The organism is Streptomyces sp. NPDC005004 (genome assembly GCF_053600675.1).
Genome location: NZ_JBSGAH010000015.1, coordinates 17,748 through 33,861, shown reverse-complemented (window position 1 = coordinate 33,861; position 16,114 = coordinate 17,748). Strand labels below are relative to the sequence as shown.

16 protein-coding genes are annotated in these 16,114 nt (G+C 72.5%); 7 read left to right on the top strand and 9 right to left on the bottom strand.

Going from position 1 to position 16,114, the window contains the following annotated elements:
• Positions 1 to 20 precede the first annotated feature (20 nt).
• From ACWEEU_RS21705 to ACWEEU_RS21695, 3 genes are all read left to right on the top strand, one after another.
• Positions 21 to 1,538 (top strand): SDR family NAD(P)-dependent oxidoreductase, encoded by a 1,518-nt coding sequence (locus ACWEEU_RS21705; RefSeq protein ID WP_385746999.1) that lies wholly within the window; start codon positions 21 to 23, stop codon positions 1,536 to 1,538.
• A gap of 218 nt (positions 1,539 to 1,756) precedes the next feature.
• Positions 1,757 to 1,930 (top strand): hypothetical protein, encoded by a 174-nt coding sequence (locus ACWEEU_RS21700; RefSeq protein ID WP_356094114.1) that lies wholly within the window; start codon positions 1,757 to 1,759, stop codon positions 1,928 to 1,930.
• A 47-nt stretch (positions 1,931 to 1,977) separates the two neighbouring features.
• Complete coding sequence (locus ACWEEU_RS21695) at positions 1,978 to 2,397, top strand: N-acetyltransferase family protein (RefSeq protein ID WP_451734514.1); 420 nt, start codon at positions 1,978 to 1,980, stop codon at positions 2,395 to 2,397.
• 8 nt (positions 2,398 to 2,405) lie between these two features.
• On the opposite strand, the gene ACWEEU_RS21690 is transcribed toward ACWEEU_RS21695, so the two are convergent.
• Together ACWEEU_RS21690 and ACWEEU_RS21685 are read right to left on the bottom strand one after the other, a co-directional pair.
• On the bottom strand, positions 2,406 to 3,755 hold the full coding sequence (locus tag ACWEEU_RS21690) for an amidase (protein ID WP_451734331.1): 1,350 nt from the start codon (positions 3,753 to 3,755) through the stop codon (positions 2,406 to 2,408).
• Positions 3,756 to 3,862: 107 nt separating this feature from the next.
• The gene (locus ACWEEU_RS21685) at positions 3,863 to 5,275 is read right to left on the bottom strand and encodes a lipase maturation factor family protein (protein ID WP_451734329.1); all 1,413 of its coding nucleotides are present in this window, start codon (positions 5,273 to 5,275) and stop codon (positions 3,863 to 3,865) included.
• Positions 5,276 to 5,414: 139 nt separating this feature from the next.
• On the opposite strand from ACWEEU_RS21685, the gene ACWEEU_RS21680 reads away from it, so the two are divergent.
• Both ACWEEU_RS21680 and ACWEEU_RS21675 read left to right on the top strand, forming a co-directional pair.
• Positions 5,415 to 7,505: a SpoIIE family protein phosphatase gene (locus tag ACWEEU_RS21680; protein WP_451734327.1), complete on the top strand. Its 2,091-nt coding sequence runs from the start codon at positions 5,415 to 5,417 to the stop codon at positions 7,503 to 7,505.
• Positions 7,506 to 7,579: 74 nt separating this feature from the next.
• A complete protein-coding gene (locus ACWEEU_RS21675; protein WP_451734325.1) occupies positions 7,580 to 8,443 on the top strand; it encodes an Fpg/Nei family DNA glycosylase in 864 nt (287 codons plus the stop codon).
• 42 nt (positions 8,444 to 8,485) lie between these two features.
• Here ACWEEU_RS21675 and ACWEEU_RS21670 read toward each other — a convergent pair whose 3' ends face one another.
• The 5 genes from ACWEEU_RS21670 to ACWEEU_RS21650 form a co-directional block, all read right to left on the bottom strand.
• Positions 8,486 to 9,142, bottom strand: a complete 657-nt coding sequence (locus tag ACWEEU_RS21670) for an anti-sigma factor family protein (RefSeq protein ID WP_451734323.1) — start codon at positions 9,140 to 9,142, stop codon at positions 8,486 to 8,488.
• Between the two features lie 425 nt (positions 9,143 to 9,567).
• The gene (locus ACWEEU_RS21665; RefSeq protein ID WP_385746987.1) at positions 9,568 to 9,927 is read right to left on the bottom strand and encodes an antibiotic biosynthesis monooxygenase family protein; all 360 of its coding nucleotides are present in this window, start codon (positions 9,925 to 9,927) and stop codon (positions 9,568 to 9,570) included.
• Positions 9,928 to 10,023: 96 nt separating this feature from the next.
• Entirely contained in the window at positions 10,024 to 10,338 is a 315-nt protein-coding gene (locus tag ACWEEU_RS21660) for a GNAT family N-acetyltransferase (RefSeq protein ID WP_451734321.1), read from the bottom strand.
• Positions 10,339 to 10,410: 72 nt separating this feature from the next.
• On the bottom strand, positions 10,411 to 10,917 hold the full coding sequence (locus tag ACWEEU_RS21655; RefSeq protein WP_385746985.1) for a hypothetical protein: 507 nt from the start codon (positions 10,915 to 10,917) through the stop codon (positions 10,411 to 10,413).
• A gap of 138 nt (positions 10,918 to 11,055) precedes the next feature.
• Positions 11,056 to 11,604 (bottom strand): sigma-70 family RNA polymerase sigma factor, encoded by a 549-nt coding sequence (locus ACWEEU_RS21650; RefSeq protein ID WP_385746983.1) that lies wholly within the window; start codon positions 11,602 to 11,604, stop codon positions 11,056 to 11,058.
• A 263-nt stretch (positions 11,605 to 11,867) separates the two neighbouring features.
• Between ACWEEU_RS21650 and ACWEEU_RS21645 the strand changes: the two genes are divergently transcribed.
• Positions 11,868 to 13,055: a CapA family protein gene (locus tag ACWEEU_RS21645; RefSeq protein WP_451734318.1), complete on the top strand. Its 1,188-nt coding sequence runs from the start codon at positions 11,868 to 11,870 to the stop codon at positions 13,053 to 13,055.
• A 7-nt stretch (positions 13,056 to 13,062) separates the two neighbouring features.
• Here ACWEEU_RS21645 and ACWEEU_RS21640 read toward each other — a convergent pair whose 3' ends face one another.
• Together ACWEEU_RS21640 and ACWEEU_RS21635 are read right to left on the bottom strand one after the other, a co-directional pair.
• Positions 13,063 to 14,496, bottom strand: coding sequence for an amino acid permease (locus ACWEEU_RS21640; protein WP_385746979.1), 1,434 nt, complete (start codon positions 14,494 to 14,496; stop codon positions 13,063 to 13,065).
• Positions 14,497 to 14,635: 139 nt separating this feature from the next.
• A complete protein-coding gene (locus ACWEEU_RS21635; RefSeq protein ID WP_385746977.1) occupies positions 14,636 to 15,106 on the bottom strand; it encodes a universal stress protein in 471 nt (156 codons plus the stop codon).
• Between the two features lie 173 nt (positions 15,107 to 15,279).
• Between ACWEEU_RS21635 and ACWEEU_RS21630 the strand changes: the two genes are divergently transcribed.
• On the top strand, positions 15,280 to 16,113 hold the full coding sequence (locus ACWEEU_RS21630; protein WP_451734315.1) for a polysaccharide deacetylase family protein: 834 nt from the start codon (positions 15,280 to 15,282) through the stop codon (positions 16,111 to 16,113).
• Position 16,114: the final 1 nt, after the last annotated feature.

Genomic DNA, 16,114 nt, shown 5'->3' with positions numbered 1-16,114 from the left:
TCAGGGAAAGCGGCAGCGCGATGACGGTGACAGAGGACGGCGCGGCGTCCGTGGGCTCGGTGTCCACGGAGGCCGTCGACGAGGTGGTCCACGGACCGGGGATCGACCCGGAGCGCCTGGCCGTCTGCCTGAGCGTGCTGGAGGAACTGGACCGCATCGACGTGGACCACCCCGACGCGATCGCGGTGCGCCGGGCCACCTCGCACATCTACCGCACGGTCAAGCAGCGCCGCCGCCAGGAGCGCCGCGCCGCCAAGACCGCGCACGACCGCGCCGTCACCGAGGCCACCGCCACCGGCTCCGCCGAGCGCATCGACGACGAGACCGAGGGCATCCTGCCCAGCTCCAAGGTCGAGGCGGGCCGCATCGCGGGCATACTCCAGCGCCCGCGCTCCTGCTACACCTGCAAGACCCGCTACGTCGAGGTCGACTACTTCTACCACCAGCTCTGTCCCGACTGCGCGCGGCTGAACCACGGCAAGCGCGACGCCCGCGCCGACCTCACCGGCAAGCGCGCCCTGCTCACCGGCGGCCGCGCCAAGATCGGCATGTACATCGCGCTGCGCCTGCTGCGCGACGGCGCGCACACCACGATCACCACGCGCTTCCCCAAGGACGCCATCCGCCGCTTCAAGGCGATGGAGGACTCGGCGGACTGGATGCACCGCCTGGAGGTCGTCGGCATCGACCTGCGCGACCCCGCCCAGGCCGTGGCCCTCGCCGACCAGGTCGCCGACGCGGGCCCGCTGGACATCCTCGTCAACAACGCCACCCAGACCGTGCGCCGGCTGCCCTCCGCCTACGCCGCCCTGGTCGACGGCGAGAGCGCGCCGCTGCCCGCCGGCGAGCTGCCCGCCCACCACGTCATCGGCGCCTTCAACTCCGGCGCGGTGGACGGTCTGGCCGCGCTGCCCCTGGGCACCAGCGGCATCGAGGCCCAGAAGGTCGCCGACCTCGCGCTGGTCGCGGGCAACGCGAGCGTCGCCCGGCACCTCGACGGCACCGCCATCGACGCGGGCGGTCTGCTCCCCGACGTGGTCGACACCAACACCTGGGTGCAGACCATCGAGCAGATCTCCCCGGTGGAACTGCTCGAGACCCAGTTGTGCAACTACACGGCGCCGTTCATCCTGATCAGCAAGCTCCGTCCGAGCATGGCCGAGGCCGCGAAGAAGGCGGCGAGCGGACGGGCGTACGTCGTGAACGTCTCCGCCATGGAGGGCGTCTTCGCCCGCGGCTACAAGGGCGCGGGCCACCCCAACACCAACGCCGCCAAGGCCGCGATGAACATGGTGACGCGCACCAGCGGCCAGGAGATGTTCGACACCGACCGCATCCTGATGACCTCGGTCGACACCGGCTGGATCACCGACGAGCGCCCCCACTTCGACAAGCTGCGCCTCGCCGAGGAGGGTTTCCACGCCCCGCTCGACCTGGTCGACGGCGCCGCGCGTGTATACGACCCGATCGTGCGCGGCGAGCAGGGCGACGACCTCTACGGCGTCTTCATGAAGGACTACGCGCCCGGCAAGTGGTGAAACCACGCGGGCACCGCGTGACGGTCCGTAGGCCGAGTGGGTGAACCCGGCGGACGGTCACGCGGTGCGCGTGTCATGAAATCGCAACACATCGTGGGGTATTGAGGTCCGGGCGACCCACAATGCTTACGTCTTGTTTGCACTCACTGTCGAGCGGAGCCCCGCTCATTTGGTTAACCTGAACGGAGAGGGGCGACTCGACACACAAGGAGTGCGCGGTGACACCGGAGAAGACGAATCGCGAACAGGGCCCCGACGAACGACCGGAGCGCACCCGCCGCAGGCCCGGAGAACTCGGCAGCCTCGACGTGTGGGCCCGCTCCGCCCCGATCCGCCTGGCCGGCTACGAGGAGGACCTCGCCGAGCCGCACATCCTGCCCAGCGTGGACTGACCCCGGGCAGACCGTCGCGACCGCAGGGGCGTGACACACCCGCGCCCCTGCGGATCAGAGAAGCCGTGGCCGCCGACCGGCCGCGGATCTGGCCGTTCCGGCACCGGATCGTCGCCGCCGGGGAGACCCCCACCTGGGCCCCCGACACCACCCAGGAAGCGGCCCGGCGACTGTGGACCGCCCCGCCCCGCCGGGTCCACGTCGCCGAGTACGCGTACGGAACCGTGACCGGCTCCGCCTGCCGCGCCCCGAACCACGGCGGCCCCGCCGCGGACATCGCCAACGCCGCTTTCGGGGTCGACCCCGACCCCACCGGACGCGGCGGACAGCCCCCAGCCGCTGCCCGGGACCCCGCCGTCCGCCGCCGGACCGCCCTCGGCCACACCGTCCTCGGCACGGTCCCGGAAGCCTTCGCACGCCCCCGGCACGGCCGGGTCGGCCCGCACGTCGTGTACCGGCCGCTCTGAGAGGGGCCCTACGACTCCAGCGGTGCCGTACGCGGCCACGGCAGCAGCCGCTCCAACTCCTCGGCCACCGCCAGCAGTACGGGCTCGCTGCCCGGACGCCCCACCAACTGCACCGCGCACGGGGCGCCCGAGGAGGACAGCCTGCCGAAGGGCACCGACATCGCGGGCCAGCCGGTCAGGTTCCAGGTCGGCGTGAAGGGTGAACAGGCGCTGTTCACGAGAAGGTTGGCCGCCCAACCGCGCTCGTGCCAGGGCGCGGCCTGCGGACCGCGCCGGGCCAGCGCCGGGGTCAGCAGCACGTCGTGCCGCGCGAAGAACGGCTCCAGGCGGGCCCGCAGCCGCTCCCGCGCGTCCCCCTTCCGCGCCGAGTCGACGAAGCGGCGGCCGACGGCGGCGTGTGCCCGGGTGCGCGGGGCGAGCAGCGCCGGGTCCAGCTCCGCCGCGTCCACCGCCGTACCCGCCGTCCAGGTGCGCATCGCGGTCACGCCGAGATCGAGCGGATAGGGCGGCTCGTCCTGCCGGACCGTGTGGCCCGCCCCGGCCAGCAGCTCAGCCGCGCGGCGCACCGCGGCGGTGTACGCACCGTTCACGGGGATCCCGGCCAGCGGGCTGCGCAGCGCCACCGCGACGCGGCGCGGCCCGGGCTCGGCCGGGCCGGTGAACTCCGTGTCCGCGAGCACCGACAGCATCAGCCGCAGATCCTCGGTCGTGGTGGCCAGGGGGCCGTTCTCGGACATCCCGAACCAGTCACCGTTGCCGATCCCGGCCGGGACGACCCCGTGCCCCGGCTTCAGCGTCACCAGACCGCAGTGCGCGGCCGGGATGCGCAGCGAGCCCATGCCGTCGTTGCCCACCGCGAGCGGCACCATGCCCGCCGCCACCGCGGCCGCGCTGCCCCCGGAGGAGCCGCCCGCCGTGCGGGTGAGGTCCCACGGGTTGCGGGCGGTGCCGTACACGCTCTCGGAGGTGCCGAAGACGCACAGCTCCGGCACGTTCGTCAGACCGACGACCACCGCGCCCGCCGCCCGCAGCCGGGCCACCGTCACATGGTCCTCTGCGGCCGGGGTGTCCGGCGTCGCGGCGGAGCCGTTGCGCACCGACTCGCCGCGCACCGACAGATTGTCCTTGACCGCCACCGGCACGCCCGCCAGCGGGAGCCGGTCCAGATCGCCCCGGGCCGCGACCTCGTCGGCCTCCGCGAGCGCGGCCTCGGCCCGCACCGCGCGGAAGGCGCCCACCCGCCCGTCGAGCCGTTCGATCCGCGCCAGATGGTCGGCTACCACCTCGCGCGGGGTGGCGCGCTTCTCGCGCACTGCGGCGGCGATCTCGGCGGCGCTCCGGCCGGCCCAGTCGTTCACGGACGCTCCTCGTCGTGTCCCGCGCACCCGACACCGGGTACGCGGGGTCACTCTGCCCGCTCGGGTGCCCCGCGTCGAGAGCCCGGCGGTTCTTCACCGGCGCTACGTCACCGGCTGCCCGTGAGCCGGGTCGGCGGCAGGTAGTCCCGCACGTACGCGCGCTCCCAGCACGCGCCCGTCTCCCGCAGCTCCCGCCGGTCGGTGAACCGGTAGCGGAAGAGCCGCGCGCGGACGTGCCGGGGCGGCGCCTCGGGCGGGAAAGGGGAGCGGCGCAGCAGACGCAGGGTCGCCCGGTCGCCCTCCAGGAGCCGTTCCACCAGACCGCCGAACCACTCCCCGGCGTAGCCCGGCGACAGCGCGGCGAACCACATCAGCCAGTCCAGGCGCAGATGGTAGGGCGCGAACTGACGCGGCCAGTGCCTTGGATCGCCCGGCTTGCCCCGGAACTCGTACGCCCGCCAGTCCGAGTCCTCGCGGGGCGGATCGTCGTAGGTGCCCTCGACGATCACCTCGTACCGCACCCGGCCCACGCCGCCGAAGGCGCCGTAGGTGTTGACCAGGTGCAGCGGGTCGTAGGAGCGGTTCATCACCTGGCGGCGGGAGACCATGTTCAGCACCGGGCGGTGGCTCAGGAAGAGCAGTCCCGCGCCGACCGCCAGCACCAGGACCTCGTACCAGAGAGGCGCCGGCGGCACCGAGGGCGCGTCCGCGGGGAGGAGCAGCGCGGAGAACGCGAGCACGATGGTGATCCAGTTGAGCCAGGCGAAGTTCCCGGACAGCACCAGCCAGAGCTGGGTCACGATCATCAGCGCGGCGGCGGCCGAGGCGATCGGCTGCGGGGTGAACAGCAGGAAGGGCACGACGAGTTGGGTGAAGTGGTTCGCGGCCACCTCCACCCGGTGCAGCGGTTTCGGCAGATGGTGGAAGAACCAGCTCAGCGGCCCCGGCATCGGCTGGGTCTCGTGGTGGTAGTACAGGCAGGTCAGGTCCCGCCAGCACTGATCACCGCGGATCTTGATCAACCCGGCGCCGAACTCCACCCGGAACAGCACCCAGCGCAGCAGGAACAGCACCACGATCGGGGGCGCCACCTCGTCGTTGCCGAGAAACGCCGCGAGGAAGCCGACCTCCAGGAGCAGCGACTCCCAGCCGAACGCGTACCAGGTCTGGCCGACGTTCACGATCGACAGATACAGCGCCCACGGCACCAGCCAGAGCAGCACCCCGGCCCACAGCGGCAGCAGCGAGTCCACGCCCGCGACCAGCGCCCCCGACACCGCGCAGCCCGCCCACGCGCACCCGGCGAAGAAGCGGTCCGAGTAGCGCAGATGGAACAGGCTGGGGGAACGGCGGAAGCGCGTACGCGCCAGATACCGGGGGATCGGCGTCATCCCGCGCTCGCCCAGCAGCGCCCGGAACTGGAGGGCGGCGGTCAGGAAGGCGACGAGGTACAGCCCGGCCAGCGCCCGCTGGAACACCAGCCGGCTCAGCCAGTACCCCGGTGCGGTGAACCAGTCCACGACGCTCCCGCCTCCCGCGCGGCCGCTCCGGACACGGCCGCTCGACGCCCGCCACTCCATGTACCGCGCGCCCCGGCCCGGCTAACCGGACACCTGTGCCGCACTCGAAGAATCCGCCGATTGCTGGCAAGGTGGCTCCATGGCTGAACGGGGAGCGAGTGCCCTGTCACTCCCGGAGGACTCGCCCGCCCACCCGGACACGATCCTGGCGCTCAACGGCATGGGCACCTTCGACTGGGACCTGGACGCGGGTCTCTTCCACCTGGATGCCCACGCCCACGAGGTCTTCGACCTGCTCCCCGAGGAGTACGACGGCCGCCTGGAGTCCCTGGCCGCCCGGGTGCCCTCGCCCGAGGCCGCCCATCTCGACGCCGTCGTCGCCCGTGCCATCAAGGACGGCAGCGAGCACTACGGCACCTACTTCCGCATCCGCCGCCGCGACGGCAGCTACCGCTGGACCCACAGCCAGGGCGCCATCCGCCGCGACGGCACGGGCCGCCCCCACCGGGTCGTCGGCATCGTCCGCGACGCCACCCGGGAACTCGCCGAGAGCCCCGCGCACGGGCCGCGCACCCTGCGGGACGAGGCGTTCCGCCGCCAGACCAACGTCGTGCAGGTCATCACCGCGGCCCTCGCCCACGCCCGCAGCGTCCACGACGTGATCGACGTGCTCAAGGAGACCCACGGCATCCGCCACCTCGGCGTGGCCAGCGTGGTCATGGGCCTGGTGGAGGCCGGGCGCATCCGGCTGGTCGCCGAGGGACTGGCGGGGAGCTTCGTGCCCGGCACCCGGATCACCCGGGTCGACGAGCAGTACCCGATGAGCGAGGTCGTCCGCACCCTCGCCCCCCGCTTCATCGAGTCCCCGGAGGAGTTCGCCGACGGCTACCCCATCCTCTGGCCGCACCTCACCGGACTGCACATCACCTCCGCCGCCTACCTCCCGCTCATCGCCCAGGGCCGCCCCATCGGCGCCCTCGGCCTGCTCTACAGCGACCGGCGCGGCTTCTCCGCCGAGGAACGCGCCGTCCTCGTCGCGCTCGGCAGCAGCATCGCGCAGAGCCTCCAGCGCGCCATGCTCTACGAGCAGGACAAGGACCTCGCGCAGAACCTCCAGCAGGCGATGCTGCCCCGCACCATCCCCAGTGTGCGCGGCGCCGAGGTCGCCGTCCGCTACCGCTCGGCGGCCCTCGGCCGTGACATCGGCGGCGACTGGTACGACCTCATCCCGCTGCCCGGGGGCCGGGTCGGCGCGGTCATCGGCGACGTCCAGGGCCACGACACCCATGCTGCCGCCGTCATGGGCCAGCTCAGGATCGTGCTGCGCGCGTACGCCGCCGAGGGGCACACCCCGGCCGCGGTGATGGCCCGCGCCTCCGTCTTCCTGCACGAACTCGACACCGACCGGTTCGCGACCTGCCTCTACGCCCAGGCCGACCTCTCCACCGGCGTCGTCCAGATGGTCCGCGCGGGCCATCTCGATCCGTTGCTCCGCTACTCCGACGGGACCTGCCGCCGCATCTGCGTCGAGGGCGGGCTGCCGCTCGGCCTCTCCGCCGAGTTCGGCCGTCTGGAGTACCCGATCACCACGCTCGAACTCGACCCCGGCCGCACCCTGGTCCTGTGCACCGACGGCCTGGTCGAACAGCCCGGCGTGGACCTGGACGAGGGGATGCGCGCCCTCGCCTCCGCCGTCGCCGCCGGACCCCACGACGTCCGCGAACTCGCCGGGCGGCTGATCGGCATGGCCGAGGAACGCGGCGGCGAGGACGACGTGGCCCTGCTCCTGCTCCGGCGCCGCGTCCCCGACGCCCCGCTCGCGGGCGGCAGGCTGCGCCGCCATGTCGCCCCCGGTGACCCCGAGGCACTCTCCCGCGCCCGCCACATGATCCGTACCGCCGTACGCGCCTGGGGCGCCCGCGAGCGCGCCGACGACATCGAGCTGGTCACCGACGAACTGGTCACCAACGTCCTGATGCACACGGAGGGCTCGGCAGCGGTGACCCTGCGGGTGCTCGACGGGCCTGAGCGCAGGCTCCGCGTCGAGGTCGAGGACTCCTCCAGTGCCCTGCCCCGGCGGCGGGAGGCGGAGGCGGAGGGGGTGTCCGGGCGGGGGCTGCTGCTGGTCGAGCTGCTGGCGGACCGGTGGGGGGTGGAGTCGCGGGGCGGCGGGAAGGCCGTGTGGTGCGAGTTCGAGGTGCGGGAGGAGCGGGGCGGCGGGACGGGCTGACGTCCGCCCCCCCGCTCGCCGTTTCCCGCACGTGTCCGCCTGGCGCCGTCGGTGGCGGATGGCACCCTGGACGTATGCCGGAACTGCCCGAGGTGGAAGCGCTCAGAGACTTCCTCGCCGAGAGCCTGGCGGGACGCCGGGTGGTGCGCGTCCTGCCGGTGGCCGTCAGCGTCCTGAAGACCTACGACCCGCCGGTCACCGCCCTGGAGGGCGCGGAGATCACCGCCGTGCGCCGGTACGGCAAGTTCCTCGACCTGGAGACCGGCAGCGGCCTCCACCTGATCACCCATCTGGCCCGTGCGGGCTGGCTCCAGTGGCGCGACCGGCTTCCGGACGGCCCGCCCCGCCCCGGCAAAGGGCCGCTGGCGCTGCGCGTCGCCCTGGACACCGGCGAGGGCTTCGACCTGACCGAGGCGGGGACGCAGAAGCGGCTCGCGGTGTACGTCGTGCGCGACCCGGCCGAGGTGCCCGGCATCGCCCGTCTCGGCCCCGACCCGCTGGCCGACGACTTCGACGAGGAGCGCCTCGCCTCCTTGCTCCAGGGCGAGCGCAGGCAGCTCAAGGGCGCGCTGCGGGACCAGTCGCTGATCGCCGGGGTCGGCAACGCCTACAGCGACGAGATCCTGCACGCCGCGAAGATGTCCCCGTTCAAGCTGGCGGCCTCGCTGACGTCCGAGGAGACCTCCCGGCTGCACGAGGCGCTGCGCACGACCCTCACGGAGGCGGTGGAGCGGTCGCGGGGCCTGGCCGCGGGGCGGCTGAAGGCGGAGAAGAAGAGCGGGCTGCGCGTCCACGGCCGGACCGGCGAACCGTGTCCGGTGTGCGGGGACACGATCCGCGAGGTCTCCTTCAGCGACTCCTCGCTGCAGTACTGCCCGACGTGCCAGACGGGCGGGAAGCCGCTGGCGGACCGGAGGCTGTCGCGGCTGCTGAAGTGAACGGAGGCTTCCTGTACGGGGGTTCGCGGGGCTCAGCGGCGTTCAGCGGGCCGGGAGGGTCACCAGGCGGCGTCCGTCCGAGGTGCGTACGTCGTAGTGGTCGATGTCGTCCGGGCTCATCGAGGAACCGACGGTCGTGGAGGTCGTCCCGCTCTCGTGCGCCGCGACGTTCCAGCCGCCGACCGCCTGTTCCGTACCGTCCCGCCCCACGACGAACAGACGGCACGAGTGCGGTCCCGAGGAGTCGCGCACCTTCACGCTCAGCCCGCTGCCCCAGTCCGCCCCCTCGGCCGTGACCTGCGCCCACACGCCCGTGCCGGGGTCGGTGGCCGCCGTGACTCTCGCTTCCGGCGCGGCACTCGACCCCACCTGCAGCGCCAGCGCCGAACCGGCGACCGCCAGCACGACGGAGGCGGCGAGCCCGTACAGAAACCGCCGACGGTGCGCTCTGCGCCGTACGCCGATCTCCCCGAGCAGCCGCTCCAGCATCCGGGGTCCGGGCTGCGCGAGTGGCGGCACGAACTGCGGTGTAGCCTGCCGGAACAGCATCAACTGCCGTGCGGTGGGGCCGAATTCGGTCGCCTGTGCCGTGCACTGGGGACACTCCACGAGATGGTCCTCGAAGCGGAAGGCATCCGCCTCGTCCAGCACGCCGAGCGCATAAGCGCCGACGTCGCGATGCCTTTCCAGGGACCTCATGCCGAAACCTCGTGCCGGTGGGTGCGGGTGGGGGGTTACTCGTTGCACCCATCCGTACGCAGAGCACGGCCGAATCACTCAAGCCTCACCCACGAATCACGGCGAAGAGATTCGGAGCGGTCGGGGACGTGGATTGGTGTGATTTCCGGCCCGTTTCGAGGGGCGGGGGAAGGGGCTGGTCAGGGGGCGTGAAGAGGGTGTCGCGGGGGTCTGTCACGGGTGATTGGTCTGCTGGAAATGGCTGGTTACATTCTGGTCTCGACGGCGACGGAAGCGGGTTGCCCGCCCGGACGGCCCTCAGCGGAGGAGCACGGAGCGCGGGTACCGCAGGTGGAGACACTGCTCCACCTGCGGGACCCGCCGAAGCCGGCCATCTCGGGGAGGACGAACCCCTCGGCCCGGGCGAGCCACTGTCCGTCCGGTGTTCAGTCCTGTGGTCGTGTGAAGCCGTGGCTTCGTTCCACCTTCGCCACGTGCAGCGTGTAGCTCTGGTACCAGTCGTCCCGTCCGCGTTGCTGGGCCGTGCGGTGTTCGGTGTTGGTGCGCCACCGCGTGAGGGCGTCGGCGTCGCGGAAGTAGCCGACGGTGATGGAGAGTCCGCCGGGGGTCTGGGCGTGGTCCATGCCGAGGAAGCCCGGGAGGGACCGCACCAGGTCTTCCATGCGGGCGCCGGTCTCGCTGTAGCCGCTCTGGTTCGCGGTGCGTACGGCGGTGAAGACGGCGGCGTAGTAAGGGGGTTCGTAGGCGGCGACGGGCGCGACAGGCGCTTCCGGGTGATCGCTCATGGCGTCACCGTAGGGCGGCACGCGCCGGGAGAACCAGCGTCTTTCCCGAACGGGAGCCCTACGGGATCGAGTTCTTGACCAAGGACGCCGACCGGCTCACAGCGGATACGACAACACCCGCACCTCCCCGTCCGGCCACTCCGCACCCTCGCGCGGCGGCGTCCACACCGTGCGGAGCGGTATGAGAACAGTTCCCTCGGGTTGTTCGACGTGGACGTCCACCGTCAGGGCGTGCCGGCCGAGGTGTTCGTAGAAGGGGACGAGGGGGGGGCGGCAGAAGAGGAGGGCGTGGTGGGGACCGAGGGTGCGGGCGTGGGTGAGGGCGCTGGCGAGGACGCGGCGGGCGAGACCCTGGCCGCGTACGTCGAAGGCGACGGCCACGCCGCCGATGCCGATGGCACCGGTCGTCAAGGGGTCCCGCCCGCCGTTCCCTGGCCAGTCGGGGGTGCCCGCAATGGCCGACTCGGCCCCGGGCGCGGTCGGTCAGAACAGATGGATCGCCAGGTGCCCGAGCGGCAGTCCCAGCCGCCACGCCGGTGTCCACACCTTCGGCCCGTCGTCCTCACCGAGGGAACCCGCGCCGCCGGGGACCGCGTCCAGGTCCGGCGCCAGGAGTTCCGTTTCTTCCAGCCAGCGCCAGGCGGAGGTGGCCAGGGCCAGGTCGGGGGAGTTGCCGGGGGACTCCGCCGTCAGGGCCGTCAGGCGGTCGTGGACCCAGTCCTGCCAGAGGTGGTCGTAGGCCGTCAGGGAGAGCCAGTGCTCCAGGTGGGAGACCACGCGGACGCAGGACAGCTCGCCGTCGGTGTCGGAGAGGAAGACGGTGAGGGCGAGGGCATCGCGGCCCGCGCGGAACTCGAAGGACGTGGGGGGCATCAGATCGCCGGTGCGCAGCAGCTCGTCGGCGATGTACTCGGCGTACAACCAGGCCATGGGGACGGTGAGTTCGCCGCCGCCGGTGCCGCCCGTGCTCTCGTGACCTCTGTGGAGCATCCCTGCCTGCCTTCCTCCGGTGCGTGCGTACGTGTCGCCCGAACCCGGCCCCCGCCCGGAACACGGATGAGGACAGCTCATGGCCCCGGCACCGGTCACGGCAAGGCGCTTTGCCGAGACTTGACCCGGCATCCGGTTTCAGCGCGCTTCGGTCGCGTATCCGGGCAGCACACGGCGCAGGGCGCGGAGCGCGTAATAGGCGCGGGACTTCACGGTACCGGCCGGTATGCCCAGGATCTCGGCTGCCTCCGCCACGCTCGCACCGCGGAAGTACACGAGTATCAGGACGTCACGGTGCTCGGGTGTGAGAGTCTTCACGGCCTGCCGCACGTCGAGCGCGGCGGCGGCCCGCTCCGCGTGGTCAGCGGTGACGCGCGCGTTCTCCGGGACCTCGTCCACGATCTCCGCGGGCCGGGCCCGGCGCGCTCGCCGGGCGTCGATGGCCAGCCGTCGCGCGACCGTCAGCAGCCAGGGCCGCACCGACTCGAACCCGGCGGCGTGCAGCGCCTCGGGGTGCTGCCACGCCCGTACCAGCGTCTCCTGTACGAGATCCTCGGCACGCTGGCGGTCCCCGTCGCTGAGCCGGAGGAGCAGAGCGAACAGGGGGCGGCCGTGCTCGCGCTGGAGCGCGGCCAGTTCGTGCTCGGCGGTCGTCGTCCCGGGTGCGGTGAAGGTCACGGCCGTCATGGCCGTATGGCAGCGCAGGGCGCCGGTCGGGGACAGGGCGCGCGCAGGGTTGTGCGGCGGGCGGTCGATTCCGTCGGTGAACGGTCGGACGAGTGGTAGCTCCTGGCGCCCCCGGCCCCCGGGTGGGCTCGCCCCCGCCCCCGATGGGCCGATCGGGCCTCCCGGCCCACCAGCCCGGGGAGTCCCCTTCGTCCTCACCCACCCCCATGGCTTCATCTGTCAATACGACAATTCCGGCTACGAGACCACGCAGGGGTGAGTCGATGATCAGACGCAAGCATCAGGTGGCCCTGGCGCTCACCGCCGTCCTCGCGGCGGCGGCCGCCTGTCAGAACCAGGAGCGCGGCGGACCCGCAGCCGGACAGCAGGCGCCGTCCGCGGGCAAGGGCTTCACCCTCGTCGCCTCGGGCACCGTCATGCCGCACGCCACCGTCGCGGACCGGGCGTACGTCGACGCGAGCGGCGACAAAAAGGGCAACGGCGGCGACAACAAGGGCAAGGGCAAGGGCAAGGGCGGCAGCGGCGGCTACGACTTCGGCCCCATGCTCGCCGCCGTGGAGCCCGTCGTCTCCGCCGCCGACATCGCGCTCTGCGGCCTCGACCCGGTGACCGGCGACGACACCGAGCCCGCCGCCGCATCCCTGCCGCAGCTCGCCCGCGCGCTCGCCGCCACCGGCTACGACAGTTGCGCGACCGCCGCCGCCGACGCCCTCGTCGACCCCTCGGGTGTCCCGCGCACCCTCAAGGCCCTGGACGCCGCCGGACTCCGGCACGCCGGAACCGCGCGCACGCGGGCCGAGGCGGGCCGGACCCCGCTGCTCCAGGCGGGCCCCGCCAAGGTGGCGCACCTGTCGTACACCTACGACCTCGGGCTGCGGGCCGGCCACAGCCCCGGGTGGACCGTCGCCGCGCTCAACGAGCAGCGCGTGATCGCCGGTGCCCGCGCCGCGCGCAAGGCAGGTGCCGACGTGGTCGTGCTGTCCCTGGACTGGGGCGACGGCTGGCGGGACGCTCCCAACGACACGGTGACCGCCCTCGCCAAGCGGCTGACCGCCTCCCGGACCGGCGGCCGCCCGGACGTCGACCTGATCCTCGGCGCCGACGGCCATCTCCCGCAGGCGTACGGCAAGGTCAACGGCACCTGGGTGGTCTACGGCACCGGCGACCAGATCGGCCCCGGCACCACCGGCGCCCAGGGGGCGCAGGACTGGCGCGGCGGCGAGTCCACCACCGCCCGCTTCACGTTCGTACCGCCCGCCAAGAAGGGCGGCCGCTGGGAGGTGAGCCGCGCCGAGTTCCTGCCCCAGTTCTACGACCAGTACTCCGGCCGCCTGCTGGAGGTCAACAGGGCGATCGCCCAGGGCGCCGACCTCGCCGGAGTGCGCGACCGGATCAAGGACGCGGCACTCGGCGGCGGGGGCGCCGAGGCGGGTTTGACCATGGCGCCCTGAGACGGACTCAGACCTGCCGCTCCGGCGCGGGCTGCCCGGCCAGCGTCGAGCGGCGGTAGGAGTAGCCGAAGTAGATCACGCAGCCGATGAGGAACCAGACGGCGAACCGCACCCAGGTCTGCCACGCGAGGAACGTGATCAGCCAGATGGAGAAGACGACGCCCAGCGCGGGCACGAACGGCATCCACGGCGTGCGGAAGGCGCGCGGCAGCTCCGGGCGCTTGTAGCGCAGCACGATCACCGCCACGCACACCACCACGAACGCCAGGAGGATGCCGATGTTGGTCAGCTCGGCGGCCTCGCCGATCGGCACGAACCCGGCGATGAGCGCGGAGCCGGCCCCGACGATCCAGGTCACCCGGGTCGGCACGTGCCGGGTGGGGTGGGTCTTGGCGAACCAGCGGGGGAGCAGTCCGTCGCGGGACATCGAGAACCACACCCGGGTCACGCCCAGCATGAACGTGAACATCACGGTGAGGATGCCGATGATCGCGCCCACCGCGATCACGTCCGCGAGCCCGCTCAGCCCGACCGACTCGAACGCCGAGGAGAAACCGCTCTCCGGGTCGATGTCCTTGTAGTTCTGCATCCCGGTCAGCACCAGGCACGCGGCCACGTACAGCACCATGGAGATGATCAGTGAGTAGATGATCGCCTTCGGCATGTGCCGCTGCGCGTCCTTGGACTCCTCGGCGGCCGTGGACATCGCGTCGTAGCCGAACACCGCGAAGAAGACGGTCGCGGCTCCCGTGAACGCGCCGCTGATGCCGAACGGGAAGAACGGGTGGTAGTTCGCGGTGTTGATGTGGAACACGCCCACGCCGATCACCAGCAGCACCACCAGCACCTTGAGCACCACCACGACGGTCTCGAACCGGGCGGCGCTGCGGATGCCGAGCGTGAGCAGCCAGGCGATCAGCAGACACAGCAGCGCGGCGAACAGGTCCACCCGGTGTCCCGCCCCCGTGCCGGGCGCGCCCAGCATCCAGGCGGGCAGGTCGGCGCCCAGTCGCTCCACGAGGAAGCTGAAGTAGCCGGAGATGCCGATGGCGACCACCGCCACGATCGCGGTGTACTCGAGCAGCAGGTCCCAGCCGATGAACCAGCCCGCGAACTCGCCGAGCACCGCGTAGCCGTAGGTGTACGCCGAGCCCGCCTTCGGGATGAGCCCCGCGAACTCGGCGTACGACAGCGCCGCGCAGGCGCTCGCGACACCGGCGATCAGGAAGGAGACCACCACGGCGGGACCGGCCTTGCCGTTGGCCACCGTCCCCGCCAGCGTGAAGATGCCGGCGCCGATGATGCCGCCCACGCCGATGGCGGTGAGCTGCCACAGCCCGAGCGAGCGTTCGAGACCGCCGCTCTCGCTCGCCTCGGACTCGTCGATGTGCTCAATGGGTTTGCGACGGAGAATCCCCTCACCCGCACGGATCTTGGCCACGCGCCTCACCTCTTCCCCGACGGCAAACGGCTGACGGCGGATCATGATGACCCAGCCCCGCCGGGGAGGGAAGACGCCACGCACGGGCCGCCGGTCCGGGCCCGCCCGGGCGCCCGCCGCGGCTCCGTCCGCCCGACCGCTACGGCACGACCGTCACCGGCCAGCGCCCCGCCTTGACCAGCCGTACCGCCACCGAGCCGATGATGCGATGACCGGCCTGCTCCGAGGCGCCCACCACGACCGCGTCCGCCTTCAGTTCGTCCGCGGCGCGCACCAGGCCGTTGTACGGGTCGCCGCGGAAGGTGTGGAACTCCCAGCGCACCTCGAATATCCCCTTCACGCGCTCCGCCGCCGCCCGGATCTGACCGATCAGGTCCTCGGCGATCTCGTCGGTCGTCTCCGCCACCGGCGCCCCGAGCGCGGCCCCGGCCGCGAGCACCGGCTGCACGTACACCACCGCCAGCAGCGCGCCCTGGCGCCGCGCGAGGCCGCCGGCGTACGCCGCGGCGCGCAGCGAGGACTCGGAGCCGTCCACCCCGACCAGGATGACCTTGGGTCCGTCGGTACCCCGCTCGAACTGATGCGCGTTCTCCGCGTGCTGTTCCCTCACGCGGGCGAGGCTATCGAAACCACTGCCGAGCACAAGCGGCACGTCCACGCCACGGCCGACTCGTCGTATTCGTCATACCGCCGGACGCGGTTGCGTCCGCCGAGCGGGTGGAATCGCCGGGCCTGACGGTGTCGATGTGGGGGCCACACGCCGGGCGGGGCGACTGATGGGTCATGCAGAAGTATCGATTGTTCACACGGCGTCGGCTGCTGCTCGGCTCGGCCGCCGCGCTCGGGGCCGCCGGGACCGGGGGTCTCCTCCTGGCGGGCGGAGGCGACAAGCCCGCCGCCCCCGCCGCTCTCGCCGGACCCCAGGCGCGCCAAGCCCTGGGGCCCTCCGCCTTCCGGCTCCAGCCCCTGGCGGGCTACGGCGCCCCGCGCACCGCGCCCGGCGTGACGCGGGTCCGCCACCAGCCGTTCGTACGCATCTCCACCCGGGGCCGGGAGATGATGCTGACCTTCGACGACGGACCCCACCCCGACTACACCCCGCACATCCTGGACACCCTCGCCAAGTACGACGTGCGCGCCATGTTCTTCGTGTGCGGCGAGATGGCCGTCCAGAACAAGGAACTCCTCGCCCGCATGGCCGAGGCGGGACATGTGGTCGGCAACCACACCTGGACCCATCCGCTCCTCACCCAATTGCGCCGCGCGGACATCCGCGACGAGATGGAGCGCACCTGCGACGTGATCCAGGACGCCTACGGCGATCGCCCGCAGTGGTTCCGCGCCCCCTACGGTGCCTGGAACCGCGCCACCTTCCAGCTCGAGGCCGAGCTGGGCATGGAGCCCATGGCCTGGACCCACGACACCACCGACTGGATGACCCCCGGCACCCGGACCGTGATCAACCGCGTGGAGAAGAACGCGGGACCCGGCGTCGTGATCCTCTCCCACGACGCCGGGGGCGACCGGACGCAGAGTGTCCAGGCGATCCGCGAGTACCTGCCCTATCTGCTGGACCACGGCTACCACCTCACCGTCCCGCCCCGCCGTACGGCCTGAG